General features: G+C 73.7%; 23 protein-coding genes and 1 pseudogene. 12 read left to right on the forward strand and 12 right to left on the reverse strand.

Features of this window, described 5'->3' with window-relative positions:
• Nucleotides 1-6 precede the first annotated feature (6 nt).
• Both BLW85_RS34625 and BLW85_RS34630 read left to right on the forward strand, forming a co-directional pair.
• Complete coding sequence (locus BLW85_RS34625; protein ID WP_074995233.1) at nucleotides 7-678, forward strand: ABC transporter permease; 672 nt, start codon at nucleotides 7-9, stop codon at nucleotides 676-678.
• Between the two features lie 20 nt (nucleotides 679-698).
• Entirely contained in the window at nucleotides 699-1679 is a 981-nt protein-coding gene (locus BLW85_RS34630; RefSeq protein ID WP_079172526.1) for an ABC transporter substrate-binding protein, read from the forward strand.
• A 6-nt stretch (nucleotides 1680-1685) separates the two neighbouring features.
• On the opposite strand, the gene BLW85_RS34635 is transcribed toward BLW85_RS34630, so the two are convergent.
• Both BLW85_RS34635 and BLW85_RS34640 read right to left on the reverse strand, forming a co-directional pair.
• Complete coding sequence (locus tag BLW85_RS34635) at nucleotides 1686-2840, reverse strand: betaine/proline/choline family ABC transporter ATP-binding protein (RefSeq protein ID WP_074995235.1); 1155 nt, start codon at nucleotides 2838-2840, stop codon at nucleotides 1686-1688.
• A 72-nt stretch (nucleotides 2841-2912) separates the two neighbouring features.
• On the reverse strand, nucleotides 2913-3761 hold the full coding sequence (locus BLW85_RS34640) for a helix-turn-helix transcriptional regulator (protein ID WP_074995237.1): 849 nt from the start codon (nucleotides 3759-3761) through the stop codon (nucleotides 2913-2915).
• A 139-nt stretch (nucleotides 3762-3900) separates the two neighbouring features.
• Between BLW85_RS34640 and BLW85_RS34645 the strand changes: the two genes are divergently transcribed.
• The 3 genes from BLW85_RS34645 to BLW85_RS34655 all read left to right on the forward strand — a co-directional run bounded on the left by BLW85_RS34645 (nucleotide 3901) and on the right by BLW85_RS34655 (nucleotide 6573).
• Nucleotides 3901-4188, forward strand: coding sequence for an Atu4866 domain-containing protein (locus tag BLW85_RS34645; RefSeq protein ID WP_074995239.1), 288 nt, complete (start codon nucleotides 3901-3903; stop codon nucleotides 4186-4188).
• 100 nt (nucleotides 4189-4288) lie between these two features.
• Complete coding sequence (locus tag BLW85_RS34650) at nucleotides 4289-5725, forward strand: MFS transporter (protein ID WP_074995241.1); 1437 nt, start codon at nucleotides 4289-4291, stop codon at nucleotides 5723-5725.
• An 80-nt stretch (nucleotides 5726-5805) separates the two neighbouring features.
• Nucleotides 5806-6573, forward strand: a complete 768-nt coding sequence (locus BLW85_RS34655; protein WP_074995243.1) for an SDR family NAD(P)-dependent oxidoreductase — start codon at nucleotides 5806-5808, stop codon at nucleotides 6571-6573.
• A 50-nt stretch (nucleotides 6574-6623) separates the two neighbouring features.
• Here BLW85_RS34655 and BLW85_RS34660 read toward each other — a convergent pair whose 3' ends face one another.
• The 4 genes from BLW85_RS34660 to BLW85_RS34675 all read right to left on the reverse strand — a co-directional run bounded on the left by BLW85_RS34660 (nucleotide 6624) and on the right by BLW85_RS34675 (nucleotide 11125).
• Complete coding sequence (locus BLW85_RS34660) at nucleotides 6624-7265, reverse strand: LutC/YkgG family protein (RefSeq protein ID WP_070023249.1); 642 nt, start codon at nucleotides 7263-7265, stop codon at nucleotides 6624-6626.
• Nucleotides 7262-8737 (reverse strand): LutB/LldF family L-lactate oxidation iron-sulfur protein, encoded by a 1476-nt coding sequence (locus BLW85_RS34665; protein WP_074995246.1) that lies wholly within the window; start codon nucleotides 8735-8737, stop codon nucleotides 7262-7264. The genes BLW85_RS34660 and BLW85_RS34665 overlap by 4 nt, the downstream gene beginning before the upstream one ends.
• Nucleotides 8734-9489 (reverse strand): (Fe-S)-binding protein, encoded by a 756-nt coding sequence (locus BLW85_RS34670; protein ID WP_070023251.1) that lies wholly within the window; start codon nucleotides 9487-9489, stop codon nucleotides 8734-8736. Before BLW85_RS34670 ends, BLW85_RS34665 begins: the two co-directional genes overlap by 4 nt.
• A gap of 226 nt (nucleotides 9490-9715) precedes the next feature.
• A complete protein-coding gene (locus tag BLW85_RS34675; RefSeq protein WP_074995248.1) occupies nucleotides 9716-11125 on the reverse strand; it encodes a DUF7507 domain-containing protein in 1410 nt (469 codons plus the stop codon).
• Between the two features lie 488 nt (nucleotides 11126-11613).
• Here BLW85_RS34675 and BLW85_RS39635 point away from each other — a divergent pair.
• Together BLW85_RS39635 and BLW85_RS34680 are read left to right on the forward strand one after the other, a co-directional pair.
• Nucleotides 11614-11709, forward strand: a pseudogene (locus BLW85_RS39635).
• 231 nt (nucleotides 11710-11940) lie between these two features.
• Nucleotides 11941-13242: an alpha/beta fold hydrolase gene (locus BLW85_RS34680; protein WP_074995250.1), complete on the forward strand. Its 1302-nt coding sequence runs from the start codon at nucleotides 11941-11943 to the stop codon at nucleotides 13240-13242.
• A 48-nt stretch (nucleotides 13243-13290) separates the two neighbouring features.
• Here BLW85_RS34680 and BLW85_RS34685 read toward each other — a convergent pair whose 3' ends face one another.
• A complete protein-coding gene (locus BLW85_RS34685) occupies nucleotides 13291-14445 on the reverse strand; it encodes a glutathione-independent formaldehyde dehydrogenase (RefSeq protein WP_070023430.1) in 1155 nt (384 codons plus the stop codon).
• 208 nt (nucleotides 14446-14653) lie between these two features.
• Here BLW85_RS34685 and BLW85_RS34690 point away from each other — a divergent pair, with 208 nt between their 5' ends.
• Nucleotides 14654-15490, forward strand: coding sequence for a pentapeptide repeat-containing protein (locus BLW85_RS34690; RefSeq protein ID WP_074996325.1), 837 nt, complete (start codon nucleotides 14654-14656; stop codon nucleotides 15488-15490).
• A 64-nt stretch (nucleotides 15491-15554) separates the two neighbouring features.
• On the opposite strand, the gene BLW85_RS34695 is transcribed toward BLW85_RS34690, so the two are convergent.
• Nucleotides 15555-17165: a cytochrome P450 gene (locus tag BLW85_RS34695; RefSeq protein ID WP_074995252.1), complete on the reverse strand. Its 1611-nt coding sequence runs from the start codon at nucleotides 17163-17165 to the stop codon at nucleotides 15555-15557.
• Between the two features lie 119 nt (nucleotides 17166-17284).
• On the opposite strand from BLW85_RS34695, the gene BLW85_RS34700 reads away from it, so the two are divergent.
• Nucleotides 17285-17890, forward strand: a complete 606-nt coding sequence (locus BLW85_RS34700) for a TetR/AcrR family transcriptional regulator (protein WP_070023254.1) — start codon at nucleotides 17285-17287, stop codon at nucleotides 17888-17890.
• A 103-nt stretch (nucleotides 17891-17993) separates the two neighbouring features.
• On the forward strand, nucleotides 17994-18713 hold the full coding sequence (locus BLW85_RS34705; protein ID WP_074995254.1) for a DUF2470 domain-containing protein: 720 nt from the start codon (nucleotides 17994-17996) through the stop codon (nucleotides 18711-18713).
• Here BLW85_RS34705 and BLW85_RS34710 read toward each other — a convergent pair.
• The 3 genes from BLW85_RS34710 to BLW85_RS34720 form a co-directional block, all read right to left on the reverse strand.
• Nucleotides 18681-19874, reverse strand: a complete 1194-nt coding sequence (locus BLW85_RS34710; RefSeq protein WP_074995257.1) for a lactonase family protein — start codon at nucleotides 19872-19874, stop codon at nucleotides 18681-18683. The two genes, BLW85_RS34705 and BLW85_RS34710, sit on opposite strands and share 33 nt — an antisense overlap.
• Before the next feature lie 103 nt (nucleotides 19875-19977).
• The gene (locus BLW85_RS34715) at nucleotides 19978-21231 is read right to left on the reverse strand and encodes an FUSC family protein (protein WP_177329940.1); all 1254 of its coding nucleotides are present in this window, start codon (nucleotides 21229-21231) and stop codon (nucleotides 19978-19980) included.
• A gap of 134 nt (nucleotides 21232-21365) precedes the next feature.
• Nucleotides 21366-21860, reverse strand: a complete 495-nt coding sequence (locus tag BLW85_RS34720; protein ID WP_070023257.1) for an FBP domain-containing protein — start codon at nucleotides 21858-21860, stop codon at nucleotides 21366-21368.
• Nucleotides 21861-21942: 82 nt separating this feature from the next.
• Between BLW85_RS34720 and BLW85_RS34725 the strand changes: the two genes are divergently transcribed.
• Nucleotides 21943-22815, forward strand: a complete 873-nt coding sequence (locus tag BLW85_RS34725; RefSeq protein WP_070023258.1) for a DUF3626 domain-containing protein — start codon at nucleotides 21943-21945, stop codon at nucleotides 22813-22815.
• 95 nt (nucleotides 22816-22910) lie between these two features.
• Here the strand turns inward: BLW85_RS34725 and BLW85_RS34730 are convergent, their stop codons facing one another.
• Complete coding sequence (locus BLW85_RS34730) at nucleotides 22911-23537, reverse strand: PAS domain S-box protein (protein WP_070023259.1); 627 nt, start codon at nucleotides 23535-23537, stop codon at nucleotides 22911-22913.
• 211 nt (nucleotides 23538-23748) lie between these two features.
• On the opposite strand from BLW85_RS34730, the gene BLW85_RS34735 reads away from it, so the two are divergent.
• A complete protein-coding gene (locus tag BLW85_RS34735) occupies nucleotides 23749-26913 on the forward strand; it encodes a cytochrome P450 (RefSeq protein WP_074995260.1) in 3165 nt (1054 codons plus the stop codon).
• The last annotated feature ends 48 nt before the right edge of the window (nucleotides 26914-26961 follow it).

Raw genomic sequence — 26961 nt, forward strand, 5'->3', positions numbered from 1 at the left:
CGCCCCATGAGCACGCTCACCGCCACCTGGAACTGGCTCGCCGACCCCGCCCACTGGCACGGCGACGACGGCGTGTGGCACCGGCTGCTCCAGCACCTCGCCCTCACCGCCGTCTGCCTTCTCCTGAGCTGTCTGATCGCCCTGCCCGTCGCCCTGGTCCTCGGCCACCTCGGCCGGGGCGGTGCGCTCGCCGTGAACATCTCCAACGTCGGCCGGGCCGTACCCACCTTCGCCGTGCTGGTCCTGCTGCTGCTCACGCCGGTCGGCAACTGGGGCGAAGGGCCCACCGTGGTGGCACTGGTGCTGTTCGCCGTGCCGCCGCTGCTCACCAACGCCTACGTCGGGATGCGCGAGGTCGACCGGGGGGTCGTCCAGGCGGCCCGGGGCATGGGGATGACCGGCCGGCAAGTGATGTTTCACGTGGAACTGCCCCTTTCGCTCCCCATGATCCTGAACGGGGTCCGGATCGCCGCCGTACAGCTCGTCGCCACCGCCACCATCGCGGCGCTCGCGGGCGGCGGCGGGCTCGGCCGGATCATCACGGCGGGCTTCAACCTCGCCAGCACCCCCCAGGTGGTCGCGGGCGCCCTGATCGTCGCGGTGTTCGCGCTGGTCGTGGAGGCCCTCTTCGAGATCGCCGAACGGCTGGGACCGGCGTGGTCGCGGACCGGGCGGTGAGCCCGCGGCACCATGGGGGAGTGGGCCATGGCGGCGGGCGGACGAGAAGGCGGCGGGCGACAGGCGCCCGCCGTGCACTCCCGGCCGCCCTGCTGCTCGCGCTCACCGCCTGCACCACCGGCCCCTCCCTGGAGAACCGCGGCCAGGTCACCGCCCCGCCCGGCGACAGCCACCACCTGACCATCGGCTCGGCCGGCTTCACCGAGAGCGACCTGCTCGCCCAGATGTACGCCCAGCTGCTGAACCAGGCCGGCTACCGCACCTCGATCCTCACCGTCAACAACCGGGAGCTGTACGAACCGGCACTGGAGTCCGGCCGGATCGACGTCGTGCCCGAGTACGCGGCCACCTTCGCCGACTGGCTGAACACGAAGACCCACGGCCCCCGCGCCCGGCCGGTCGGCTCACCCGACCTCGCCGTCACGATCAGGGCCCTGCGCGCACTCGCCACCCCCCGCGGACTCACCGTGCTCCCACCGGGCCGGGCCCTCGCCCAGAACGCGTTCGCGGTACGCGCCGACTACGCCCGCAGGCACCACCTCAAGACCCTCGGCGATCTCGGCGCGGCACGACTGCCGGTACGCATCGCGGCGGGCGACGAATGCGTGCAACGGCCCTACTGCGCACCGGGGCTGCGCAAGGTGTACGGCATCGACGTCACCGGCGTCGACCCCAAGGGCGTCGGCACCACCCAGGCCAAGCGGGCCGTGCAGGACGGCCACGACCAACTGGTGCTGACCACCACCACGGACGCCACCCTCGACCGGTTCGGCCTGGTCCTGCTCACCGACGACCGGCGGCTGCAGAACGCCGACTACGTGCTCCCGGTCGTCAACCGCGCCCGCGCGGGCGGCGCCGGGGTGACCCGGGCCCTCGGCAGGCTCAACACCGTCCTCACCACACGCGACCTGGCCGGCCTGGACGAACAGGTGGACAGCTGGCGGCGGCTGCCCGCCGACGTGGCCCGCACCTACCTCAAGGACAAGGGCCTGCTGAAGTAGGCCGGCTCAGGCGTCCGACACCGAGTCGAAGGGCACCTGCCCGCGCGCCACGCCCCGCGCGTCCGCGTCCACCGAGCGGCGCAGCGCCTCGTGCAGCTTCGCCGGGGTGAGCACCCCGAGGAAACGCGCCCCGTCCAGCACCGCGACCCACCCGGCGTCGTACTGGAGCATCACCCCGAACGCCTGCTTCAGCGGCGCCCCCACCGGCACCCAGGCGGTCATCCGATGGGCCAGCTCCCCGACCGTGCCGCCCGCCGCCAGGTCTTCGGCACCCACCCAGCCGTGCAGATCGCCGTGCGCGTCCAGGACGACCGCCCAGCGCGCGCCCTGCTCCCGCAGCCGCTCCCGCGCCGTCCCGGCGGGCTCGTCCGGCCGGGCCACGGGCGGCTGCCGGAGGTCGTCCGGCTCGATCGCGGTCACCGACAGCCGCTTCAGCCCCCGGTCCGCCCCCACGAACCCCGCGACATACGGTGTCGCGGGCGACCCCAGCACCGCCCCCGGCGTGTCGAACTGCTCGATCCGCCCCTGCCCGTACACGGCGATGCGGTCGCCGAGCCGGACGGCCTCCTCGATGTCGTGCGTGACCAGCAACACCGTCTTGCGCACGGCCGCCTGCATCCGCAGGAACTCGTCCTGCAACTGCTCGCGCACCACCGGGTCGACCGCGCCGAACGGTTCGTCCATCAGCAGCACCGGCGGATCGGCCGCCAGCGCCCGCGCCACCCCGACCCGCTGCCGCTGCCCGCCGGACAGCTGCTCCGGATAGCGCGGCCCGTACGTCTTCGGGTCCAGGCCCACCAGATCCAGCAGCTCGGCGGCGCGGGCCCGGGCCTTCGCCCGCTTCCAGCCGAGCAGCACGGGCACGGTCGCGGTGTTGTCCAGCACGGTGCGGTGCGGGAACAGGCCCACCTGCTGGATGACGTACCCGATGCGGCGGCGCAGCCGCACCGGGTCGACCCCGGCGATGTCCTCGCCGTCGACCCGGATCCGCCCGGAGGTCGGCTCGATGAGCCGGTTCACCATCATCATGGTGGTGGTCTTGCCGCAGCCCGAGGGGCCGACCAGTGTCACCAGTTCGCCCTCGGCCACCTCGAAGGAGAGGTCGTCCACGGCCGTCGTACCGTCCGGATACCGCTTCGTCACGTGCTCGAACCGGATCATGTCCTCACGCTAGCGGCGCCGCCCCCGCATCGCGCGACGACGACGCCCGCCGGCCGCCCTCGGGCCGGCACGTCACGGTGGGGAGCCGGACGGGGCCCGCTTCTCCCCGGCGTGCAGGGTGCCGAGGAGGGTCAGGGCCTGGGCGGAGGGGCTGCCCGGTTCGGCGTGGTAGATGACGAGTTGCTGGCCGGGCGCGTCGCGGACGTCGAAGGACTGGTAGGTGAGGGAGAGAGGGCCGACGTCCGGGTGGAGGAGTTGCTTGGCGTCCCGGGTTTTGCCGCGCACGGCGTGCCGCGCCCACAACCGCCGGAATTCCGCGCTGTGTTCGGTCAGCATGTCCACGAGGTGTCGCAGCCGCGGGTGGTCGGGGTCGAAGCCGCTCGCCTGGCGCAGGTTGGCGACGGCGGCTTGGGCGGCCCGGTCCCAGTCTCGGTAGAACTGCCGTCCGACCGGGTCGAGGAAGGTCATGCGGGCCAGGTTGTCGGCCGGGGTGAAGGGGGCGTAGAGGGCGTCGGCCAGGGCGTTCCCGGCCAGCAGGTCGAGGGTGCGGTTCATGACGAACGCCGGGGTGTGCGGGTAGCCGTCCATCAGCTGGCGCAGCGCGGGGCTGACGTGCTCGGTGGCGTGGCGGGAGCCTCGGCCGTCCGGTGACACTCCGGCCAGGCGGTGCAGGTGGTCGCGGGCGTCCGTGTCGAGCAGGAGCGCGCGGCTGAGCGCGTCCAGCACTTGGGGCGAGGGGTGGCGCTCGCGTCCCTGCTCCAGCCGGGTGTAGTAGTCGGCGTTGACGCCGGCCAGCACGGCGACCTCCTCGCGGCGCAGTCCGGCGACTCTGCGCACACCGTGACTCGCCATGTTGACGTCCTGCGGCCGCAGGCGGTCGCGGTGCGCGCGCAGGAACTCCCCGAGGTGGTTGTCGTCCATGGCCTCCAGGCTAGGCGGTGGCCGCCCGCGCATCCTGGGTGTGCCGCACCCAGGCGGAGAGCACCCTGGCACACCCTCGCTGACCTGCGCAGACTCGGTCGGGCATGACACCTGTGGCCCACCGAGGAAGGCAATTTCGATGACAGGCGATGCGCGGAGCGACCGCGATGCGGAGAACGCCGACGTGGTCGGCATGTGGGTGACCGTCGACGGTCACATCCGTCAGGAGCTGCTGCCGGACGGGCGCTACGACGAGGCCCGAGGAGACCGGCGCAGCGCGTACACGGGCCGCTACACGGTGAGCGGCAGCCATCTCGACTACGTCGACGACACCGGGTTCACCGCCACGGGGGACATCCGGGACGGCGTGCTCTATCACGAGCACCTCGTGCTCCACCGCGAGGACCGGGCGGAGAAGCCCTCGTGAGGGAGCGCGGCAGCGTTGTCCTCTCCCACGCCCACGGACACGGAGTCCGCCGCGGTGCGGGCCCTGTCCCGCTCGACCGTCCCCGGAAGAAGGCGAAGCGATGAAACAGACCGGCGAAAGCACCACCGGCGCGGGCCGCACCGGGCCCCTCGCGGACGTCTCCCCGCCACCCGGCACTCCGGCCCTGCTGGTCCTGTGCGCGGCTCATTTCATGGACGCCATCGATCTGTCCGACGTCGGCGTGGCCCTGCCGGCCATCCAGCGTGACCTAGGCATGTCATCGGGTTCCCTGCAGTGGGTCGTGTCCGCCTATGCCCTCGGTTACGGCGGGTTCCTTCTCCTGGGCGGCCGGGTCGCCGATCTGTTCGGCCGACGACGCGCCTTCCTGGCCGCCGTCGCCGTCTTCGGCGTGGTGAGCGTGCTGGGAGCGCTCGCCCCGACCGGTGGCCCGCTGATCGCGGCACGGCTGGCGAAGGGCATAGCGGCGGGCTTCCTCGCCCCGGCGGCCCTCTCCTTGATCACCACCAACTGGCCGGAAGGCACGCGGCGCGGACGTGCTCTCGGCTGGTACGCGACCGCGGGCGCCTGCGGCTTCATCGGCGGGCTCGTCCTCGGCGGCGTGCTGACCGAACTGTCGTGGCGACTGGTCTTCGCGCTCCCGGTGCCCATCGCCATGGCGGCACTGCTCGCAGGGCCGCGCCTGCTCCCGGCGGACCCCCGTGACAGCACACGCGAGAGGATCGATGTCCCGGGTGCGCTGACGGCCACCGGAGCACTGGTGCTTCTGGTCTACGCCCTCACTCAGGCTCCCTCGCACGGCTGGCTGTCGGCCCGCACCCTCGTCCTCTTCGCCGCCGCGGCCGGCCTGCTCGGTCTGTTCCTGCGCGTCGAGTCCCGCGCGCCCAGGCCCTTGGTCCCGCTGTCCTTCCTCACTCGGCGCGCTACCGCCGGCACCAACCTGACGATCTTCGCCATGTGGGGCGCCTACACGTCCTTCGCGTTCCTCGCCACGCTCTACCTGCAGAACGTGCTGGACTGGACGCCGCTGCGGACGGCCGGCGCCTTCGTCCCGCTCGGCCTCGCCAACGGCGCGCTGGCGCCGTTCGCCGGACGGCTCGCGACCCGGTTCGGCGTGCACAGGACGGTCGCCGCCGGGATGCTGATCCTCGCGCTGTCCTACGCGTTGTTCTTCCGGATCGGGCCGGACAGTTCCTTCCTCACCGTGGTCCTGCCGGTCATGGTCGTCAACGGGATCGGCACCGCGGCGACATTTCCCGCTCTGAACATGAGCGCGGTGGCCGGAGTGCCCGACCGGGACCAGGGGCTGGCGGGCGCCTTGCTCAACACCTTCATGCAGATCGGCGGTGCCGTCGTTCTCGCGCTCGTCACCGCGGTCGCCGAAGCCGGACAGCGGGCGAACCGGAGCGACCCTCTGGCGGGCTACGGCCCTGGCACCGCCGTCATCGTCGCCGTCGTGCTCGCCGGCCTGGGCGGCACCCTCCTCCTCCGGCACCGGACCGGCAGCCGGGACCACTGACGCCGTAGCTCCCGCCTTCACCGCCGACCATCCGTCACCACGCACGGACACCCGACCACCACCCCACCAGGAGCACCCGCATGACATCCACGACCGCGTCCACCGAAGCCGCCGAGTTCACCGGAAAGACGGCCGTCGTCACCGGCGCCGCGCGTGGCATCGGCAAGGAGACCGTGGCACTCCTCCACGCCCGCGGCGCACACGTCGTCGCCCTCGACATACGACCCGAACTGGACTCACTGGCAACGGAGTTCCCCGGCGTCGTGACGGTGACCGGCGATGTCACCGCGGAAGAGTCCGCCGCCCGCGCGGTAGGGGCCGCCGTCGACGCCTTCGGCGGGCTGGACATCCTGGTCAACAACGCCGGACGCACCCTGAACAAGCCCGTCACGCACACCACCGCACAGGACTGGGACAGCGTGATGGACGTCAACGCCCGCGGCGCCTTCTTCTTCGCCCGGGAAGCCTTCCGGGCCATGGCGGAGCGCGGTGGCGGCGCCATCGTCGGCACCGGTTCCTACGCGTCCACCGTCGGACTGCCCGAAGGGATCGCCTACAGCGCGTCGAAGGGCGCGCTGGCCCAGCTGACCAAGGTGCTGGCACTGGAAGGCGGACCCCTGGGCATCCGCGCGAACCTCGTCGCCGCGGGCGTCGTCGAAACCGATCTCCTCGACACCTTCCGCCCCGACAGCCGCGCCTATCTCGCGTCCTTCGCGGACGCCCAGCCCCTGGGCAGGGTGGCGCAGCCCCGTGAGATCGCGGAAGTCCTGTGCTTCCTGGTCTCACCGCGGTCCGCTTTCGTCACGGGCGCCGTACTCGCGGCGGACGGCGGCTTCACCGCGGCCTGATCCGCCGCCGCCCGCACGCCGGTTGGGCCGGCCTCGTCCGGAAGGGGGGTTCAGCCCACCAGGATCACTTCCAGCGCGCGCGGTCCGTGCACGCCCTCCACCCGGTCCAGTTCGATGTCGCTGGTGGCCGACGGCCCGGAGATCCAGGTCAAGGGGCGTGTGGGGTCGAGCCGTTCGAGGGCCTGGGGGACGGACCCCACGACCTGCTCCGGCACCCGCACCACGCAGATGTGGTGGTCGGGGATGAGCGAGATGCGGCGCCGGCCCTGGTCGGCGGAGCCGTCGAGGACGAGGGTGCCGGTCTCGGCGACGGCCACGGCACAGCCCGTCACCACGCTGTCGACCCGGTCGAGGCGGTCCGGGGTGTCCGCCGCGCGGTCCTCGACCCGCCGCGCGTTCGTCGCGGCCAGCCACTGTGGGGGCAGCCCGTCGGGCACCAGCACCTCCCGGGTGTCGTGCGCGTCCAGCAACCGTGCGATCAGGACCGGCAGTTCCTCGCGCCCGGTGCGGTGCACGACCGCCCGGTAGTCCGCCAGGTTCTCCGCCAGCAGCTCCACCGTCTCCTCGGTGGTCCGCGCCCCGTGCTCGCGCAGATAGTCCCGGGGCACGGCCCGCTCGTACGGCGGGTCGTCCGCGGGCACGTCGGCGAGCGCGCGCCGCACCCGGCCCAGGATCCGTTCCCTGCTGTTCACTTGGCGTCCTCTCCGCCGCGCGTACGCTGCCACCAGTCCCGGAACGGCTCCGCCGGCACCGCCGGCAGATCCCGGCTGCCGGTCCACGCCCGGCCGGGGCCCGGCAGGGTACGGGGGTGCAGCCGGCGGCTGCGGGAGGCGAGCCGCTGCCCGGTGCGCAGCGCGCCGGGGTGCGTGAACGCCCAGCCCGCCGCCCGCATCGCCGCCCGCTCGGCCGCGTGCCCCTTCGCCGGGCGCAGCACCACCTTGTTGCCCCGCCGTACCGCCGGGCCGCCCTGCACGACCCGCTCCCGCAGGTGCACCAGCACCTCGGGGATGTCGATGGCGACCGGGCACACCTCGTAGCAGGCCCCGCACAGGCTGGACGCGTACGGCAGCGAGGCGTCGATCTCGCTCGCGGTGCCCCGGAGCTGGGGGGTGAGGATGGCGCCGATGGGGCCGGGGTAGACGGAGCCGTAGGCGTGTCCGCCGGCCCGCTCGTAGACGGGGCAGACATTCAGGCAGGCCGAGCAGCGGATGCAGCGCAGGGCCTGGCGGCCCACCTGGTCCGCCAGCGTGTCCGTGCGGCCGTTGTCGAGCAGCACCAGGTGGAAGGTCCGGGGGCCGTCCTCGTCGGTGGTGCCGGTCCAGGTGCTGGTGTACGGGTTCATCCGCTCGGCGGTGGAGGAGCGGGGGAGGGTCTGGAGGAAGACCTCCAGGTCGCGCCAGGTGGGCACGATCTTCTCGATGCCGACCACCGAGATCAGCGTCTCCGGCAGCGTCAAGCACATCCGTCCGTTGCCCTCGGACTCCACCACGACCAGGGTGCCGGTCTCGGCGACCATGAAATTGGCGCCGGAGATGCCGACCTTGGCCCGCAGGAACTTCTCCCGCAGGTGCACCCGGGCGGCCTCGGCGAGATCCGCGGGCCTGTCGGTCAGGCCGTCGGGGGCCGGGCGGCCCCAGGAGCCCATCTCGCGCGTGAAGATGTCCCGGATCTCGCCCCGGTTGCGGTGGATCGCCGGGACGAGGATGTGCGAGGGGCGGTCGTGGCCCAACTGCACGATCAGCTCGGCGAGATCGGTCTCGTACGCGCGGATGCCCCCGGCCTCCAGCGCCTCGTTGAGCCCGATCTCCTGGGTGGCCATCGACTTGACCTTGACGACCTCCGACTCGCCGGTCTCCTCGACCAGCCGGGTCACGATCCGGTTGGCCTCCTCGGCGTCGGCGGCCCAGTGGACCGTGCCGCCCGCCGCGGTCACCGACGCCTCCAACTGCTCCAGGTACCGGTCGAGATGGCGCAGGGTGTGGTCCTTGATCCGGCGGCCCGCCTCGCGCAGCTGCGCCCAGTCGGCCAACTCGGCCACCGCACCGGCCCGTTTGGCGCGGATGGTGTGGGTCGCGTGGCGCAGATTGCCGCGCAGGGTACGGTCGCCGACGGCGTCGCGCGCCGCTTCGGGAAACGCCGGCATGCCGACGTAGGTGCCGCTCACCGTGCCGGGTCCTCCTCCGTGCTCGCCAGGATCTCCGCGATGTGGACGGGCCGCATGCCCGCCCCGAGACGGCTCAGGGTGCCGCCGATGTGCATCAGACAGGAGTTGTCGGCCGCGCACAGCACCTCGGCGCCGGTCGACTCGGCGTTGCGCACCTTGTCCGTGCCCATCGCCGCCGACACCGCGGCGTTCTTCACCGCGAACGTCCCGCCGAAGCCGCAGCACTCCTCGGCGCCCGGCAACTCGACCAGTTCCAGCCCCCGGACGGCCTCCAGCAGCCGGCGCGGCCGGTCGCCCAGGCCCAGGGTGCGCAGCCCGTGACAGGTCGGGTGGTAGGTGACCCGGTGCGGATACCAGGCGCCCACATCGGTCACGCCCACCACGTCCACCAGGAACTCCGTCAGCTCGTACGTCTTCGGCACCACCGGCGCCAGGGTCCGCGCCAGCGAGTCCCCGCGCCCCTCGGCCCGGGCCCGCTCGCCCATCCGGGGATACAGCTCGCGCACCATCGCCCCGCAGGACCCGGAGGGCGTCACGACCGCGTCGTACCCCTCGAACACTTCGGCGAAGCGGCGCGCCAGCGGCTCCGCCTCGTGCCGGTACCCGGTGTTGTAATGCGCCTGCCCGCAGCACGTCTGCCCCAGCGGGAACTCGACGTCGACCCCCAGCCTTCGCAGCAGCCTCACCACGGCCCGTCCGGTGTCCGGATAGAGCGTGTCGTTGACACACGTCAGGAACAGGGCGACACGCATCGCGGCTCCTCCGAGTCGACCACGGGACGAATCGCAGCCTAATCGCCCCGTCGTGGCCACCGGAGACCAGGAGGCGCGCGTGGCGTGGGCGGGAGTTCGAACCGGAGCGCCTACGGCCGGGATGCCGACGACCGTTGGCGGGACGGTACGCGGGTCCGGCGAGGTGCCGGTCGCCGAGGGCGGCCGGCACCTGGCGGGCGGTGCGCGGACCCGGGCCGGCGCCGCATCAGCAGCAGCCGGAGGCGGGCGCCGGGGGGCAGGACCGGCAGGTGGGGGCGGGTTCGACGCAGACGGTGACGCTGTCGGTGTTGTTGCCGCGGTGGAGGTCGGTCTCGTTGGCGTGGGCGGTGGCGGTGTTGGTGACGGGGCCGGTGGCGGTGGCCTTGGCGTGGAGGGTGAGGGTGGCCGTCGCGCCCTTGGCCAGGGTCCCGACGGCCCACTGGCCGGTCGCGGGGTCGTAGCTGCCGGTGGACGGCGTGGCCCAGACGAGGGCGAGGTGGTCGGCCAGGGCGTCCGCGACGGTGACGCCGGTGGCCGTGTCGGGCCCGGCGTTGCGGACGCTGACGCGGTAGGTGACGGTCTGGCCGACCGTGACGGTGGTGGCGTCGGCGGACTTGGTCACGCTCAGGTCCGCGGCCGGCAGCACCTGGGTGTCGGCCTCGTCGGACGTGGCGGTGAGGGGCTGCGGGGTGGGGCCGAGGCGGTTCTCGTAGGTCGCGGTGGCGGTGTTGGCGACGTGGCCGCCGGCACTGGCCTCGTCGATGGTGACGCGGTACTCCACCGTCGTCCCGTTCGGCAGGGTGTCGGTGTTGGGCAGGCTGCCGCCCTGGCCGCTGGTGGCGCCGTTGCCCAGGTTGAACACCACGCGGTTGCCCGCCGCGTCGAAGTACGCCTGGTCGTCGCCCGGCCGGTCGGTCTTCGCCCCGGCGTTGGGGCCGCTGACGATCCGCAGCGACCCGGGCACGTACGTCGTGCCGGCCGGGACGGCGTCGCTCAGGCTCAGTGCCTCGGCGTTGCCGCCGCCCTGGTTCCTGACGACGACGCGGTAGGTGATCACGTCACCCACCTGCAGCGGCCCGTCCGGAACGGCGTACTTGGCGAGGGCCACGGACGGGGCGGTGCCGAAGAAGATCCCGTCGAGGACGTTGCCGACCGTCGGGTCGCCGCCGGCGGCGGAGACGGAGCGGAAGGCGAAGCGGGTGGTGGTCTGCCCGGTGGGGACGGTGTAGGTGCCGGTGTAGAAGCCCCAGGCGTTGTTGCCGTCCGTGAACGTGCGCTGCTGGACGACCGCGCCGGGGGCGCCGATGTCCAGCGCCATGGTGTCCTGCCCGAGCCGCCCTCGGTGGTAGAGCCGCCAGTACAGCGTCGCGCCCGGGGTGGTGGGCAGGTCCTGGTAGAGGGTGGAGACCTGGTTGGCGTTCAGCTCGGCGAACTGCACGCCGTCTGCCGCCGGGACGCCGTTGAAGCCGTCGTGCCAGATCTCGATGAGGTGGTCGGTGGCGGTGGTCAGCCAGCCCGGAACGTGCTGTGGGTTCTGGGTCTGGGAAGCGTCGGGCAGAAAGCCCATGCCGCTGACGGCGGGCTGCTCGAAGCTGCCGTTCGCCAGCGCGATCCGGGACGGGACGGGAGTGGTCACAGCCTTCCCCCTTTGCTGGGTGCTGCGTGGTGGAACAGCCGGTGGGGCCCGGTGGACGCGAGGGCCCGGGCGTCGGCTGGTTGCGCGAGCAGGACAGCGCATGCCGCGGCCACCGCAAAGGGGCGTACCCGCGCTACCGGCCAAGCCCGCACGGGAGGTTTCGCGTGCAGATGCCCGTGAAGTACCGTCCTGTCGTTTTCGCGGGCAGCGGCGACGGCGGAACAGGACGCCCACGCGCCTCACACTCACGGGGTATTGACGTGGCCAATGGCTGAAACAACTGCCCGAAAGAACGCGAAGAGGTCACCCGGCCAGGTGAATCACTGCTACGTCGAATTGACACGGGGTGTCGCGTCGGAGCGGTCGCCGGGTTCCCGGCCGGAGGACGAACAGCGTCGGACGGTGCTCGTGTCAGCGCCGGGTCAGCGGACCCTGGCACCTTGGTGCTCGTGAACGGCGCGGGTCCGCGAAGGCCCGGCCGGGAACGAGGAGAGGTGCCCGGAGCGGTTCAACGGGGACCGGCGAGCATGGCTCGGAGGTCGGGTCCGCAGGGACCTGCGCAGGTTCGAATCCTGCCCTCTCCGCGACCGTACGGGGTCCGGCGGCCGGGCCCCGGGGCCGCCCGCGCGTCGGCCCGCGTCGGCCGCGCGGCCCGGCGGCCGGTCCGCGGCCACGAGCCGGCCGTGTGCGGCGGCCCCGGCCCGCGGCGGCGCCCGACCGCCCGCCGGTGGCGGCGAGTACCACCCTGGCGCCCTGCCGCCCCGACCCCGTGTGCTGAACTGGACTCCCTCCGTCCCACCCCTCCGGGAGACCCGTTGAGCACCAGCTACCGCCAGCCCGGCGTCGTACTGACCGATCGTCGGTTCACCGTGCCGCTCGATCACGCCGATCCGGATGGCGAGAGCATCGAGTTGTACGCGCGCGAGGTGGTCGCCAGGGAGAAGGCGGGGGAGGAGCTGCCCTGGTTGCTGTACCTCCAGGGCGGCCCGGGATTCGGGGCGAATCGTTTCGTCGGACGGCAGGCGTGGCTCGACCGGGCGTTGCGGGAGTACCGGGTGCTGCTGCTCGACCAGCGCGGCACCGGCAGCTCCACGCCCGCGAACCGGCAGACGCTGCCGCTGCGCGGCGGGCCCGCCGAACAGGCCGACTACCTCGCCCGCTTCCGCGCGGACTCCATCGTCCGCGACTGCGAGTACATCCGCGCCGAGGTCACCGGCGGCGCCCCCTGGACCGTGCTCGGCCAGAGCTTCGGCGGTTTCTGCACGGTGTCGTACCTCTCCCTCGCCCCCGAGGGCCTCGCCACCGCCGTGATCACCGGGGGGCTGCCCTCCCTCGACGCGCACGCCGACGACGTCTACCGCGCCGCCTACCCGCGCATCGAGCGCAAGGTCGCCGCGCACTACGCCCGCTACCCGCAGGACGTCGAGCGGGCCCGCCGGATCGCCGACCACCTGCTCACCCGTGACGTGGTCCTGCCGAACGGCTACCGCTTCACCGTCGAGGCCTTCCAGTCCCTCGGCCTGATGCTCGGCACCGGTGACGGCAGCCACCGCCTCCACCACCTCCTCGCCGACGCGTTCGTCCATACCCCGGCCGGGCCCGAACTGTCGGACGCCTTCCAGGAGCAGGCGCAGGCCCTGCTGTCGTACGCCGCGCACCCGCTGTACGCCCTCGTCCACGAGTCGATCTACGGCCAGGACAGCCGCCCCACCGCCTGGGCCGCCGAGCGCGTCCGCGCCGAGTTCCCCCAGTTCGACGCGGCGAAGGCGCTCGCGGGCGACGCCCCGGTGCTGTTCACCGGCGAGACCGTGCACCCCTGGATGTTCGAGAACGACCCGGCGCTGCGCCCGCTGCGCGAGACGGCCGAACTGCTCGCCGCCCGCTCCGACTGGACCCCGCTGTACGACCGCGACCGCCTCGCCCGCAACGAGGTGCCGGTCGCCGCGGCCGTCTACCACGACGACATGTACGTCGACGCCGGCCACTCACTGGAGACCGCGCGCGCCATCCGCGGTCTGCGGCCCTGGGTGACGAACGAGTACGAGCACGACGGGCTGCGCACGGGCGCGCCCCGGGTGCTGGACCGGCTGCTGGCGGTCGTCCGGGACGAGGTGTGACACACGGGGGTCCGGGCACCCGCGCCGGGCGCCCGGACCCCCGGGGCCTCATGCGGCGAGCGCGTGACCCGGGTGCAGTACGACCTTGGTGTAGCCCTCGATCCGCTTGTCGAACTTCTCGTACGCCTGCGGCGCGTCCTCCAGCGGCAGCTCATGGGAGACCACGAAGCTGGGCTTGGCCCGCCCGGCGATGATCAGATCGCGCAGCTGGCGGTTGTACCGCTTGACGTTGCACTGGCCCGTGCCCATCTTCTGGCCCTTCTCGAACATCTTGCCGATGGAGACCAGGAGTTGGCCGTGCTTCGCGTGCTCGTCGGGCCCGCCCGGGTCAGAGGGCACATACAGCCCCGGCACACCGAGCCTGCCGGTCGGCCGTACCGTCTCCACCAGCGAGTTCAGGACGACGGCCGGTTCCTCGTGGCCGACGTCGTCGTGCGCCTGGGCCTGGTAGCCGACGGCGTCCACGCCCTTGTCCGTGCCCTCGCCGTTCGTCTGGGCGTGGATCTGCTCGGCCGGATCGCCCTTGGTGAAGTCGATGGGGATGGCCCCGATCTCCTCGGCCTTGGCCAGCCGCTCGGGCACCCGGTCCACCACGAACACCTTGGACGCGCCGCGCAGCAGCGCCGAGTAGGCGGCCATCAGGCCCACCGGACCGGCGCCGTAGACGGCCACACTCTCACCGGGGGACACCTGGGCCAGCTCACAGCCGTGGTAGCCGGTCGGGAAGATGTCGGCGAGCAGCACGAAGTCGGTCTCGAACTGTTCGCCCGGCGGCAGCTTCAGACAGTTGAAGTCGGCGAAGGGCACCCGCAGATGCTCGGCCTGCCCGCCCTTGTACGGGCCCATGGCCACGTATCCGTAGGCACCGCCCGCGAAGCCGGGGTTCACCGTCAGGCAGAAACCCGTCTCGCCGGCCAGGCAGTTCTTGCAGAATCCGCAGGCCACGTTGAACGGCATCACGACACGGTCGCCCACCGACAGGGAACTCACGCCGCTGCCGATCTCCTCGATCACACCGAGGTTCTCGTGTCCGAAGACGATGCCCGGTTCGGCCGCCGTGCGGCCCTCGTACATATGGAGGTCGGAGCCGCAGATCGCGGTCGACGTGACGCGCACGAGCACGTCGTTGGGGTGCTGGATCCGAGGGTCATCGACGTCCCTCACCGTCACGCTGAACGGCTTTTCGTAGACGACGGCTTTCACCTTGGTCACCTCCGCGTGGAGCGCTGGACGGCGGCGGCGAGCGAGAGCCAGGGCCGGGGGAGCACACGTCGACCCGGGCCCTCGGTACGTGCCGGAGCCCCCATGCGCGCGCTGCACCGCCGGTACTTCCAGGTAACTCCTCCGGCGCGGGGGTCGCAACCCCGGTGGGGCGGGCATTCCGGCAGGTCGGCGCGAGTAGGCTGTGCTCATGTCAGATGAGACGGCCGGGCTCGCGGAGCTGCGCGGCGACTGCGGGAACTGCTTCGGGCTGTGCTGCGTCGCCCTGCCCTTCGCGGCCTCCGCGGACTTCGCGCTCGACAAGCCCGCGGGGCGGCCCTGCCCCAACCTCGGCACCGACCACCGCTGCGGCATCCACGCCCGGCTGCGGGACAAGGGCTTCACCGGCTGCACCGTCTACGACTGCTTCGGCGCGGGGCAGAAGGTCTCGGGGCACACCTTCGGCGGGCAGGACTGGCGGGGCGCCCCCAAGGAGCGGGCCCGTCTGATGTTCGACGTGTTCCCCGTCGTACGACAGCTCCACGAGCTGCTGTGGTACCTGACCGAGGCGCTGGGACTGGCCGCCGCCCGCCCCGTCCACCCCGAGCTGCGGCGGCTCCTGCGGGAGACCGAGCGGCTCACCCGGCAGCCGGCCGAGGAACTGGCCGGGCTGGACGTCGCCGCGCACCGCGAGCGGGTCAATGTGCTGCTGCTGCGCACCAGCGAGCTGGTCCGTGCCGGGGACCGCAGGGGCCGCGAGGCCAAGGACCGGCGGGGCGCGGACCTGATCGGGGCCCGGCTGCGGGGCGCCGACCTGCGCGGGGCGAGCCTGCGCGGCGCGTACCTCATCGCGGCCGACCTCACCGGGGCCGATCTGCGCGAGGCGGACATGATCGGCGCCGACCTCCGCGACGCCGACCTCCGCGACGCGGACCTCACCGGCGCCTTCTTCCTCACCCAGCCCCAGCTCAACGCGGCCCGCGGCAACCGGGCCACGAAACTCCCCGGGTCGGTGCGGCGCCCGGTGCACTGGGAGACGGCGGACTGACCGCTCCCACCGGGCGGCGGGTCCCCGGATCGCCCCGGCCCCATGGCACCGCGTCCTCGGCGCGCTACGCCGGGGCGCCGGGTGCCGCCTGGCTGCCGGCCGTGTGCAGCGGGCACCCCTCGGCGGGCGCCGTGTCGTCCTCCCGGGCCCGCGGCGCCGCCTCCTGCGGGGCCGCGGGCTCCGGTCCCTCCGGCCGCCTGCGCTCCAGGTGCAGCCGGAACCCCTGCGGCATCAAGGTCAGCCGCTCCGTGATCGTCAGCCGGTAGCCGGGGTCCGCCCGGAATTCGTAGCGGCGCAGCAGCAGGGCCAGGACCAGGGTGGCCTCGTGCAGGGCGAACTGGCGGCCGATGCAGGCCCGTACGCCCGTGCCGAAGGGCTTGAAGGTGTGCGGCGGGCGGGTGCGGACCGCCCGGGGCTCGAAGCGGTCCGGGTCGAAACGCTCGGCGTCCTCGCCCCACACCCCCGGGTCGCGGTGCAGCAGGGGCGCGAGGACCAGCGCCCACGCCCCCCGGCGCATCGGATGGTCCCCGGCGAGCACCGTGTCCCGCAGGGCCTCGCGGGCGTAGCCGGGCGCGGTCGGCCACAGCCGCAGGGACTCGTCCAGCACCCGGCGCACATAGCGCAGCTTGGCCACCTGTTCGTAGCCGGGCCGCGCGGTGCCGCCCCAGACGCGGTCCACCTCGGCCCGCGCCTTCGCGGCGATCTCCGGGTGCCGGGCGAGGTAGTACAGGGCGAAGGAGAGCGCGCCGGACGTGGTCTCGTGGCCCGCCACCAGGAACGTGATCACCTGCCTGCGGACGTTCTGCGGGGAGAGCTTCTCGCCGGTCTCCGGGTGCGCGGTGGCCAGCATCCGGTCCAGCAGGTCGCCCTCCCCGTCGCCCGACCGGCGCCGCTGCGCGACCAGCGCGTCGACCGTACGGTTCAGCAGGGCCATGTCGGCCGCGTTGCGCCGGGCGGCGCCGCGCAGCACCAGCGGGGCCAGCGGGGCGGGCACGCTGTTGAGCCGCTGCGCGTAGGAGAGCGTGCCGACCATGGCCGTGACGAAAGGGTGCGGCCGGTCCCGTTCGAAGGAGCCGAAGTCGTGCCCGAACCCGGTCCGGGCGATCGTCTCCAGGGTCAGCTTGGTCATGTCCCCGGGCACGTCCACCGCGCGGCCGGCGGCCAGTTCCCGGTCCCAGTGGTCGGTCAGCCGCCCGGCGACCGTCAGCATCATCCCGTGGTAGCCCGCCATCGCCTCCCGGCTGAACCCGGGCACCAGCACATCGTGGGCCAGCTGCCAGTTGGGCTCGTGGTTGTAGGCGGTGAACAGCCCGTCCCCGGCGACCGGCCGGAGGTTGGCCACGCCGAGGCCGACGTGCTTGGCGAACCGTGACTCGTCGGCGAGGTCGGCGGCCGGCTCCGCGCCCCACACCATGACGAACTCCTTGCCGAAGATCCGCCGCCGGAAGATCGGCCCCAGCTCGCGTCCGAGGCGCATCGAGTCCTGTACGGGCCGGTTCCGGTCGACGCCCAGCACATCGCCGAGCAGCGGCAGCCGGTGGCGGGGGTGCGGGATGCGGTGCAGCTCGGGCCAGCCCAGCTCGGCGCTGCGGAACCCCTTCGGCAGCGCGGACTCGGCCGGGCCCGCGCCCCGTGCGGCCCCGCTCGAACGTGGTCCCTCCGCCGTACCCGCCATGACGCCGAACTCCCTTGCTCGGGCGGACCGTCGAGCTTGATCCGCGCCTGTTATACGTGGATTCAATAAGGCTTCCAGTCTGGTCCGCTTGTTGAACCGACGTCAAGTAAAGTGACGGCATGCCCGCGAACCAGGGGGAACGCGCCCGGCGCCGACTCAGTACCGGGGAACGCCGTGAGCAGCTGCTGTCGGTCGGCGCGCGGCTGTTCTCGGAGAGTCCCTACGACGACGTGTGGATCGAGCGGGTCGCCGATCTCGCCGGGGTCTCCCGGGGGCTGCTGTACCACTACTTCCCGACCAAGCGGGACTTCTTCGCCGCGGTCGTGGAGCGTGAGAGCGAGCGGATGCTGCGCATGACGGCGGCCGAGCCCGGCGTGCCGGTGCGCGAGCAGCTGACCGCCGGGCTCGACACCTATCTCGGCTACGTCCAGGCCCACGCCCATGGCTTCCGCGCCTTCCACCGCGCCGACGCCGCCGGCGACCAGGCCGTGCGCAGGGTCTACCGGCGGGCCCTGGCCGCCCAGGAGAAGCAGATCCTGGCCGCCCTCGCGGCCGACCCCGAGTTCGGGCCCGTCTGCGAGCGCGGCCCGCAGCTGCGGCTGGCCGTGCGCGGCTGGCTCGCCTTCACCACCGCCGTCTGCCTGGAGTGGCTGCGCGACGGCGAGGCGAGCCGGGAGCAGGTGCGCGATCTGTGCGCGCGGGCACTGCTGGGTGCCATCGCCTGAGGCCCGGTCGGGCCGCACCCCTTCCCTTCGGCCGGGGCCTGGTTGGCGCGCACTCCGATCTCCGATAAGTTAGGTAAGCCTTACCTAATGAGGAGGTCTCGGGATGGATGACACGCAGGAGTGGACGGCCGCCCCCGGCGCGGCGGAACGAGCGCGGTCGGTGCTCGTCGCCGCATGGTCGTGCGCGGTGACCGCGGGCGGCACGCGCGAGGAGTACGTCGGCGCGCACACCGTGGCCGACGACGGCGCGGTCCTGCTCGCGGTGCCCGAGGACAGCGACCTCCCCGCGGCGGCGCGGCAGGGCACCCGCGCGGTACTGGAGTTCGCCGACGTGGCGCCCGTACCCGTGCGCGACCGTGTCCGCGCCCGCCTCTGGCTGGCCGGCCGCCTCGCCCCGGCCCCCGACGGCGGCGCCCTGCGCTGCCACCCCGACCGCGTGCTGCTGCGGCGTGCCGGCGGCTCCGTACTCGTCGAACCGGACGAGTTCACCGCCGCCCGCCCCGATCCGCTGGCCACCGCCGAGGCCCGGCTGCTCACCCACCTCGCCGACGCCCACCCGGACGCCGTGCGGCGCCTCACCCGGCTGGTACGGCCCGAGAGCCTGCACGCGGCGACCCGCGTACTGCCCCTCGCCGTCGACCGGCACGGGCTGACCCTGCGCATCGAACGCACCCGCGCCCACGGCGACGTACGCCTGCCTTTCCACCGCCCCGCCGACGACCTCGCCCAGCTCACCGAGCGGGTGCACGCCCTGCTGGCGCAGGCGGGCCGCGCAGGCTGCCCCCGGACGCTACAGCGGCAGCGCGCAGACGGCGACGGGTGACGCGAACGGCTCGCCGGCGAGCCGCAGTTCACCGCGATCGGTGTCGACGTGGAAGACGGTGACCGTGCCCGAGCGCTGGTTGGCGGCGAACAGCAGCCGGCCGTCCGGCGAGAACGCGATCTGCCGCGGGAAGTCCCCGCCGACCGGCACCGTGCCCAGCAGCCGCAGCCGGGACCCCTCGGCCTCCACCGCGTACCTCGCCAGGCTGTTGTGGCCGCGGTTGGCCAGGAAGGCGTACCGGCCGTCGCCCGTGACCAGGATCTGCGCCGGGTAGTTGGTGACGTCCCCCGAGGAGCCCGTGGACTGCGGCGCGCCGATCGTCAGCCGGCCGGAGGGCGGGTCGTAGGCGCAGACGGCGATCGTGTCGTCGACCTCGTTGGCCAGATAGGCGTGCCGCCCGCCCGGATGGAAGGTCAGATGGCGGGGCCCCGCGCCCGGCCGGGTGTGCGCCTGGCCGGTCTCGGTGAGCGTGCCCTTCGCCGTGTCCAGGCGGTACGTGTAGACGGTGTCCGTGCCGAGGTCCACCGCGAGCAGATGCCGGCCGTCCGGAGCGGTCGTGAACTGGTGGGCGTGCGGTCCCTCCTGGCCCGGACCGGGCGCCGGGGAGGTGTGCGTGACCAGGTCGGTGCGCTCGCCCAGGGCGCCCGAGGCGGCGATCGGATGCACGGCGACACTGCCGGAGCCGTAGTTCGCGCTGAGCAGCCAGCGCCCGCAGGGGTGCACCGACAGATGGCAGGGCCCGGCGCCCCCGGTGCTCCGCGTGCCGAGGATCCGCCGGTCCGCCAGGCGTACGGCCGTCACCCCGCCGTCCTGCCGCTCGTCCACCGCGTACAGCGTGCGCCCGTCCGGGTGCACGGCGAGGTACGACGGGTCGGGGACCCCGGTGAGCGTGCCGGAGCCCGTGATCGCACCGGATTCCGGGTCGTAGGAGGCGAGCCCGATGCCGGTGCCGCCGCCCGGGGCGGAGGTGTAGGTGCCCACGTACAGCGGGCGCGGCCCCGCGGAGCGGTCGCCGGGCGGCCGCCGCGGGTCCGCGGCCCGCGCGGCGCTCGGGGGAGGGGCGGCCGGCGACGGCACCGCGACCACGGCCGCCGCGCCCGCGCCCACCCCGATGAACCGGCGCCTGCTCCAGCCGCCGCCCGCCGCTGCCTCCGTGTCCATCCCACACCTCAGGTCGTCGGTCGCCCGGTCGTGAGGGCCACCTTGGCCCGAGCCGGGTGTGCGAGGCAAGGACGGCGGCGCGGGACACGGCGGCCGGCCGGCCTCACGGAGTGCGGTCGCCGAACCCCGCCCGGTCGCTCCACAGCTTCTCCTGGATGCCGAGCCGCTCGCGCATCCGCGTCATCCGGGGCAGCTTGGCACGCTGCTCGGCGGAGACCCGGTCCAGCTCCTCCAGCAGGCGCCGGGTGCGGTGCTCGGTGTTCAGCTCGTCGATGATCCGGGTCGTCTCGGTCAGTACGGCGCCCAGCAGTTGCCAGTTCGCCCAGTCCCTGCGGACCTCCTCGCGCAGCAGCTCGGCCAGCCGGTCCCGGGTGCCGGCCGCGGTGTGCAGCTCGGCCGTCAGCCGTGCCTCCGCCGACTCGGCGTCCGCACTCAGATGGGCGGTCACCAGCACCGCGAAACTGACCACCGCGTCGCCGATCTCCGACAGCAGCTCCTCCACCACCGCCCCGACCCGGGGCGGGAACAGGTCCTCGGAGCCGCGCGCCTTGGCCAGGTCGGTGAAGGAACGGGCCAGCACCCGCAGCACCACCGTGCAGATCTCCAGCGTGTCCAGGCCGGTACGGAGCACCACCCGGTGCAGCAGACCCTCCTTGACCCGCGGATTGAGCCGCAGACTGTCCTCGGCCTGCCGCAGCGAGGCGTCCACCTCGGCGATGTACTGGTCCAGCCGGCGTGCCTCGTGCAGCCGCTCGGCCGCCCGCTGCCAGGGGATGTGGCCGGCGGCCTCCTCACCCATCCGCAGCATCAACTGCCGCACCCGGCGCGCCAGGTCCGCGATCGACCGGCCCGCCGCGTCCACCCACACCGGCGGCGGCAGCAGCAGATTGCAGGCGGTGCCCACGACCGCGCCGATCAGCGTCTCCACGATCCGCGCCCAGGCGGTGAAGCCGACCGTGGTCACCCCCAGCACCAGCATCGCGCTGATCGCCACCTCGGCGACGTACTCGTCCACCCGTACCAGATGGCCCACCGCCAGTGCGGCCACGATCAGCAGCGCCAGGCTCCACCAGGTCAGGCCCACCAGCACACTGAAGGCGATGGCGACCAGCACACCGGCCACCACCGCGTTCACCCGCCGGATGCCGTTGGTCAGCGTGGCGTAGAAGGTCACCTGGACCACCAGCAGCGCGGTCAGGGGCGAGGTCAGCGGGGCGGGCTCGGGACTCAGCCGGAGCGCGATGACATAGGCGACCGTCGCCGCCGCGGCAGACCGCAGCGTCTGGACGACCACCGGCTCCCGGCGGCGCATCACCAGGCGCCGCAGTCCCTCGATCCCCTTGCGTACGTCGTACATTCCTTCGCCTGTTCCCGTTCCTCGGCTGCGTCGAACGTGGATGTTCGAGGAGGGCGGGCGCGGGGCGGAGACGCGTGGGCCATCCGGCCGAGCGCCGGTGACCGGCGCTGCGACCGGAAGGGTTCGGAAAGACCCTAGGCGTAGAGCTTGTCGACGAAGGCGGCCAGGTTGCCGGCCGTCCGCGCGATCTGCTCCTCCAGCGTCAGGCTCTCCTCGAACCGCGTACCGGACTCGGGCACCTTCTTGCCGCGGACGTACAGGGAACACGCCAGGTCCGTACACATGTACAGGCCCACCGAGTTGCCCTCGCGGCCCGCCGTGCCCGCCTTGCGCGCGGTCATCAGCGACACGCCGCCGCCGGGGTGCGTGGTCAGGCACACCGAGCACATGCTGCGGTGCAGGAAGCCGCGCTGGGACGCCGGGAAGCGCAGCGCGATGCCCACGAGCCGGTCCGCCCGCTCGGTCACCAGATAGCTGCGGTCGGGCGCGCCCGGGTCCCGCCAGCCGAGGAAGTCCAGATCGTCCCACGGCCGTTCGTCGAGGTCCCGGGGTATCGCCAGCCGCTTGGCCTCCCCCTTGGAGCAGTTCACGAAAGAGCCGCGGATGTCCTGCTCGGTGAGCGATCTCATGGGAAATTCCTTCGTCGTACGTGCACGGAACCCGCAAGATGGGTCCCTGAGCAGCCTAGATATCCCAGGGGAGGGGGAGCCAATGGATTTCCCGGGCTTTCCGGACGGCCTGCCGTTACGCGCCCACCGGGCCCTGCGGCACGTGACCGCCCGCGCGTCCGGGCCCGCGCTCGTCCCCGGCCCGCACATCACCCTGAACTTCCACCCGGACCGGCTGTCGGGCGGGCTCTCCGTCCTCGACTCCCTCGCCCGGGACGGCGTCTACCACTCCCAGTTCGTCACCGGCACGAGCAACGGCGGGCTCACGGCACACCCGGGCGGCGACCGCTGGCGCTGGGAGAGCCGGATCTTCGGCGGCGCCTACGACGACGCCGAGCCGGCGGAGCGGCCGGTGTACGGCGCCCTGGACTTCCGCCGCCAACCGGGGGGCGCCGCGCCGCGGTTCGGCTCCTCGTTCCTGCGGCTGGCCGCACCCGTCGCGCACCGGGCCACCTTCTGCTACCCGGACAGCGCGGCCGAGCCCGCCGACTTCGGGGTGGCGAGCGCGATGCCGCTGATCGCGCTCGCCGAGGCGGACGAGCGGGACGCGCTCGACGACTACATCGAGTGCCATGTGCACGGGGGCGTGCTGCTCACCCGGGACGTGCGGGCGCTGGTACTGGACCCGAGCTTCCGGGGCACACCCGTGGAGGCGGCGGCCCGGCGGCTGCCGTTCCCGCTGGAGTGGCACCCCGGCTACCGGCTCACCGCCGACCGGCTGCACCACCACGCCGACTACCGGGGCGCCGAGTACACCCGTCTGGGCGCCCGGATCGCGGAGCGGGGCGTACTCACCCCGCGGATCATCGGCGACGCGGCCCGCACCGGCCGCTACGACCTCCAGGACCTGAAGAAGGTCTGGCACGTCCTGGCCCGTTTCGGCGCGGTCCGGGAGCCGTCCGGGGTCGGGAACTGACGACCGACGGCCGCCCGGTGTACACGCGCCGGGCGGGAGCCGGTGCCGGCGCGCCGTTCCCCCCTGGCCCCCGCTCTGCCGGGCCGGGCCGTGTGTCAGGGTGCCGCAGGCGGCCACACCCCGGGGGCCAGCACCCCCGACGCGTAGGCGCGAGCCACCAGTTCGGTGCGGTTGGCGGCGCCCCAGCGGGCGGAGAGACGGCGGAGGTGGTAGTTGACGCCGTCGGTGGTGAGGCCGAGTTCGCGGGCGGCGCGGGCCGTGGTGGCGCCCGAGGCCAGCAGGGCCAGCACCCGGCCCTCCACGGGGGTGACCGGCGCCGGGGCGGGAACCGGCGGGGCGGCGGGGCGCTCGTCCTCGATCCGCAGCATCACCAGCAGCGCGGGCGTCTCCTCCACACTGTCGCTCACCGGGTCCGCGGTCAGCTCCCCGTACCGCTCGCCCCCGTCCGGCGCCCGCCAGCACACCGAGACCCGGTAGCGCGAGCGGCGCCGCAGCCGCAGCGCCTCGGCGATCCGCTCCACCTGCGTGGCCCGCTGCGGGCGGAACAGCTCCAGCACGTCCCGGCCGCGCAGCCGCCCCGGCGTCGTGCCGCACTCCGCGGCCATCGCGGGATTGGCGAGCACGACACGGCCGTACGCGTCGCACACCGCGACCGGCACCGCCACCCGGTCGAACAGGGTCAGGGCGCGGTTGCGCCAGACCACGGCGTCGCCCGTCTCCACGCGTACCTCCCGACGTGCCGCAGTGTCCGCTTCATCCAAGACGAAGGCCCAGGCCGGCGCCAAATCGGCGGGGCACCGGCCGCGGCCGCGCGCAAGCCCCGCGGGCCGGTTTCCACTGCACGATCGTGTAGTGGTGTGGTCCCGACCGGGGAGCGGGGCGAGCAGGCTGGAGCGCAGCACACCGCGCACCGTGAAAGGGAGTTGCCGCGCCATGCCCCCCACCGCACCGCATCCCGCCCCCTCCGCCGTCCCCGTCGTGGACCTCGGCACCGCCGGCGTCGGACGCACCCCCATCCAGCAGACCATGGGCCTGATGCGCACCCACGGGCCGGTGCTGGTGCGCCGGCTGCACGGCCGGGAGACCCTGTTCGTCGCGGACACGGACCTGGTCGCCGACCTGGCCGACGAGGACCGCTTCGCCAAGCACGTCGGACCCGCGCTGGAGAACGTGCGCGCCTTCACCGCCGACGGCCTGTTCACCGCGTACAACGACGAACCGAACTGGGCCAAGGCGCACGACATCCTGATGCCCGCCTTCGCGCTCGGCTCCATGCGCACCTACCACCCGGTGATGCTGCGGGTGGCCCGCCGGCTCATCGACTCCTGGGACCGCGCGGCCCACGCCGGGCGCCCGGTCGCCGTGGCCGACGACATGACCCGGATGACCCTCGACACCATCGGACTCGCCGGATTCGGCTACGACTTCGGCTCCTTCGGGCGCGAACGGCCGCACCCCTTCGTGGAGTCCATGGTCCGCTGCCTGGAGTGGAGCATGACCCGCGTGGCCGCGCCCGCGGACCGCGACCACGCGGCGGCCGACGCGGCCTTCCGCCGGGACGCGGACTTCCTCGCCGGGGTGGTGGACGACGTCGTCGCCGCCCGCACCGGCACCGACCAGAGCGGCGCCGAGGACCTGCTCGGGCTGATGCTCAGCGCGCCGCACCCGGCGGACGGCACCACCCTGGACACCGCCAACATCCGCAACCAGGTGATCACCTTCCTGATCGCGGGGCACGAGACCACCTCGGGCGCGATGTCCTTCGCCCTGTACTACCTGGTCAAGCACCCCGCCGTGCTCCGGCTGGTACAGCGGGAGGCCGACGCGCTGTGGGGCGACGCGGCCGACCCCGAGCCGACGTACGAGGACGTCGGACGGCTCACCTACACCCGCCAGGTGCTCAACGAGGCGCTGCGGCTGTGGCCGACGGCCGCCGCGTTCAGCCGGCACGCCCGCGAGGACACCCTGCTCGGCGGCCGGATCCCGCTCGCCGCCGGACAGCCCGTCACCGTACTCACCCCGATGCTGCACCGCCAGCCCGTCTGGGGCGACAACCCGGAGCTGTTCGACCCCGAGCGGTTCACCGCCGAGGCGGAGGAGGCCCGCCCGGTGCACGCCTTCAAACCCTTCGGCACCGGCGAACGCGCCTGCATCGGAAGGCAGTTCGCGCTGCACGAGGCGACCATGCTGCTCGCCCTGCTGGTGCACCGTTACCGGCTGCACGACCACGCCGGCTACCGGCTCGACGTGAAGGAGACCCTGACCCTCAAGCCCGAGGGCTTCACCCTCACCCTCACCCCGCGCACCTCCGCCGACCGGGTCCACGCCCCGCTGCCCGGCGCCCCCGCGCGGAGCGCGTCGACGACGGCCCCGGACGCCCTCCCGTCCCGGGTCCGCCCCGGCACCGGCGTGCTCTTCCTGCACGGCAGCAACTACGGCACCTGCCGCGCCTTCGCCGGACAACTCGCCGACGAGGCGGCGGCGTTGGGCTGCGCCACCGAGGTGGCCGCGCTCGACGCCTACGCGGACGGGCTGCCCACGGACCGGGCCGTCGTCATCACCGCCGCCTCCTACAACGGCCGCCCCACCGACGACGCCACCGCCTTCACCGCCCTGCTCGACGGCGTCCCCGACCTCACCGGGGTGACGTACGCCGTCCTCGGCGTCGGCGACCGCAACTGGTCCGCCACCTACCAGCAGGTCCCCACCCGCATCGACGCCCGCCTCGCCGAACTCGGCGCCACCCGGCTCACCGACCGGGCGGCCGCCGACGCCTCCGGCGACCTCACCGGCACCGTGCGGGAGTTCACCGACCGGCTGCGCACCGCGTTGCTGACCGCGTACGGCGATCCGGACGCCACCGGGGACGACCGGCCGCGGCCCGGACACGCCTACGAGGTGCGCACGCTGACCGGCGGCCCGCTGGACGCCCTGGCCGAACGGCACGGGCTGACCGCGATGACCGTCACCGAGGCGTACGACCTCACCGCTCCCGGCCACCCGCGCACCAAGCGGTTCCTGCGCATCGCCCTGCCCGACGGCGTCACCTACCGCACCGCCGACCACCTGGCCGTCCTCCCCGTCAACGCCCCCGGCCTGGTGGACCGCGCGCTCGCCGCCCTCGGCCTGGACGGCGACACCGTCCTGGACATCCGCACCACCCGGGCGCGGCGCGACGGCCTCGCGGTGGACCGCCCGCTGACCGTACGGCAGTTGCTGACCCACCACGTCGAGCTGCAGGAGCGGCCCACGGCCCGGCAGCTCGCCCTGCTCGCGCAGGCCAACCCCTGCCCGCCCGAGCGCGCCGCCCTCGAGGCCCTGCCCGGCGACGACCCGCGCACCCTCGTGGAGCTGGCCGAGGACCACCCCGCGCTGCGCGGCGCCCTCGACTGGCCGCTCCTGCTCGACCTGCTGACCCCGCTGCGGCCCCGCCACTACTCCCTCTCCTCCTCCCCGGCGGCCGACCCGCGCCACGCCGACCTGATGGTCTCGGTCCTCGACGCCCCCGCCCGCTCGGGCCGCGGCCGGTACCGGGGCACCGGGTCGGGCCACCTGGCCGGCCTGCGGCCCGGCGACACCGTCTACGCCCGGGTGCAGCCGTGCCGCGAGGCCTTCCGCGTCGACGGTTCCGTGCCGGTGGTGCTGGTGGCCGCGGGCACCGGACTCGCCCCGTTCCGCGGCACCGTCGCCGACCGGGTCGCCGCCCTGCGCGCGGGCGGCCGGCTCCCGCGGGCCCTGCTCTACTTCGGCTGCGACGCGCCCGACGCGGACTTCCTGCACGCCGAGGAGCTGCGTGCCGCCGAGGCCGCGGGCGCCGTCCGGCTGCGCCCGGCCTTCAGCGAGGCACCCGAGGACGGCGCCCGCTTCGTGCAGCACCGGATCGCCGCCGAGGCCGACGAGGTGTGGGCGCTGCTCTCCGCGGGCGCCCGGGTGTACGTCTGCGGCGACGGCGCCCGCATGGCGCCGGGCGTCCGCGAGGCGTTCCGTACCCTGTACCGGGAGCGCACCCCGGGCGCCGACGAGGCGGCCGCCGGACGCTGGCTCGACTCCCTGGTGGCGCAGGGCCGTTACGTCGAGGACGTGTACGCGGCCGGCTGAAGCCGGGAACGCCGCCCCGCCGGGACGCGCACGGACCCCCGCCTTAGC

The sequence above is a fragment of the Streptomyces misionensis genome, from assembly GCF_900104815.1.
GTDB lineage: Bacteria > Actinomycetota > Actinomycetes > Streptomycetales > Streptomycetaceae > Streptomyces > Streptomyces misionensis.

Bases quoted from the DNA above. Each gene is read 5' to 3' on its own strand.
- BLW85_RS34625 (WP_074995233.1), top strand. From the start codon at position 7: ATGAGCACGCTCACCGCCACCTGGAACTGGCTCGCCGACCCCGCCCAC.
- BLW85_RS34635 (WP_074995235.1), bottom strand. From the start codon at position 2,840: ATGATCCGGTTCGAGCACGTGACGAAGCGGTATCCGGACGGTACGACG.
- BLW85_RS34640 (WP_074995237.1), bottom strand. From the start codon at position 3,761: ATGGACGACAACCACCTCGGGGAGTTCCTGCGCGCGCACCGCGACCGC.
- BLW85_RS34645 (WP_074995239.1), top strand. From the start codon at position 3,901: ATGACAGGCGATGCGCGGAGCGACCGCGATGCGGAGAACGCCGACGTG.
- BLW85_RS34650 (WP_074995241.1), top strand. From the start codon at position 4,289: ATGAAACAGACCGGCGAAAGCACCACCGGCGCGGGCCGCACCGGGCCC.
- BLW85_RS34655 (WP_074995243.1), top strand. From the start codon at position 5,806: ATGACATCCACGACCGCGTCCACCGAAGCCGCCGAGTTCACCGGAAAG.
- BLW85_RS34670 (WP_070023251.1), bottom strand. From the start codon at position 9,489: ATGCGTGTCGCCCTGTTCCTGACGTGTGTCAACGACACGCTCTATCCG.
- BLW85_RS34690 (WP_074996325.1), top strand. From the start codon at position 14,654: ATGTCAGATGAGACGGCCGGGCTCGCGGAGCTGCGCGGCGACTGCGGG.
- BLW85_RS34695 (WP_074995252.1), bottom strand. From the start codon at position 17,165: ATGGCGGGTACGGCGGAGGGACCACGTTCGAGCGGGGCCGCACGGGGC.
- BLW85_RS34700 (WP_070023254.1), top strand. From the start codon at position 17,285: ATGCCCGCGAACCAGGGGGAACGCGCCCGGCGCCGACTCAGTACCGGG.
- BLW85_RS34705 (WP_074995254.1), top strand. From the start codon at position 17,994: ATGGATGACACGCAGGAGTGGACGGCCGCCCCCGGCGCGGCGGAACGA.
- BLW85_RS34710 (WP_074995257.1), bottom strand. From the start codon at position 19,874: ATGGACACGGAGGCAGCGGCGGGCGGCGGCTGGAGCAGGCGCCGGTTC.
- BLW85_RS34715 (WP_177329940.1), bottom strand. From the start codon at position 21,231: ATGTACGACGTACGCAAGGGGATCGAGGGACTGCGGCGCCTGGTGATG.
- BLW85_RS34720 (WP_070023257.1), bottom strand. From the start codon at position 21,860: ATGAGATCGCTCACCGAGCAGGACATCCGCGGCTCTTTCGTGAACTGC.
- BLW85_RS34725 (WP_070023258.1), top strand. From the start codon at position 21,943: ATGGATTTCCCGGGCTTTCCGGACGGCCTGCCGTTACGCGCCCACCGG.
- BLW85_RS34735 (WP_074995260.1), top strand. From the start codon at position 23,749: ATGCCCCCCACCGCACCGCATCCCGCCCCCTCCGCCGTCCCCGTCGTG.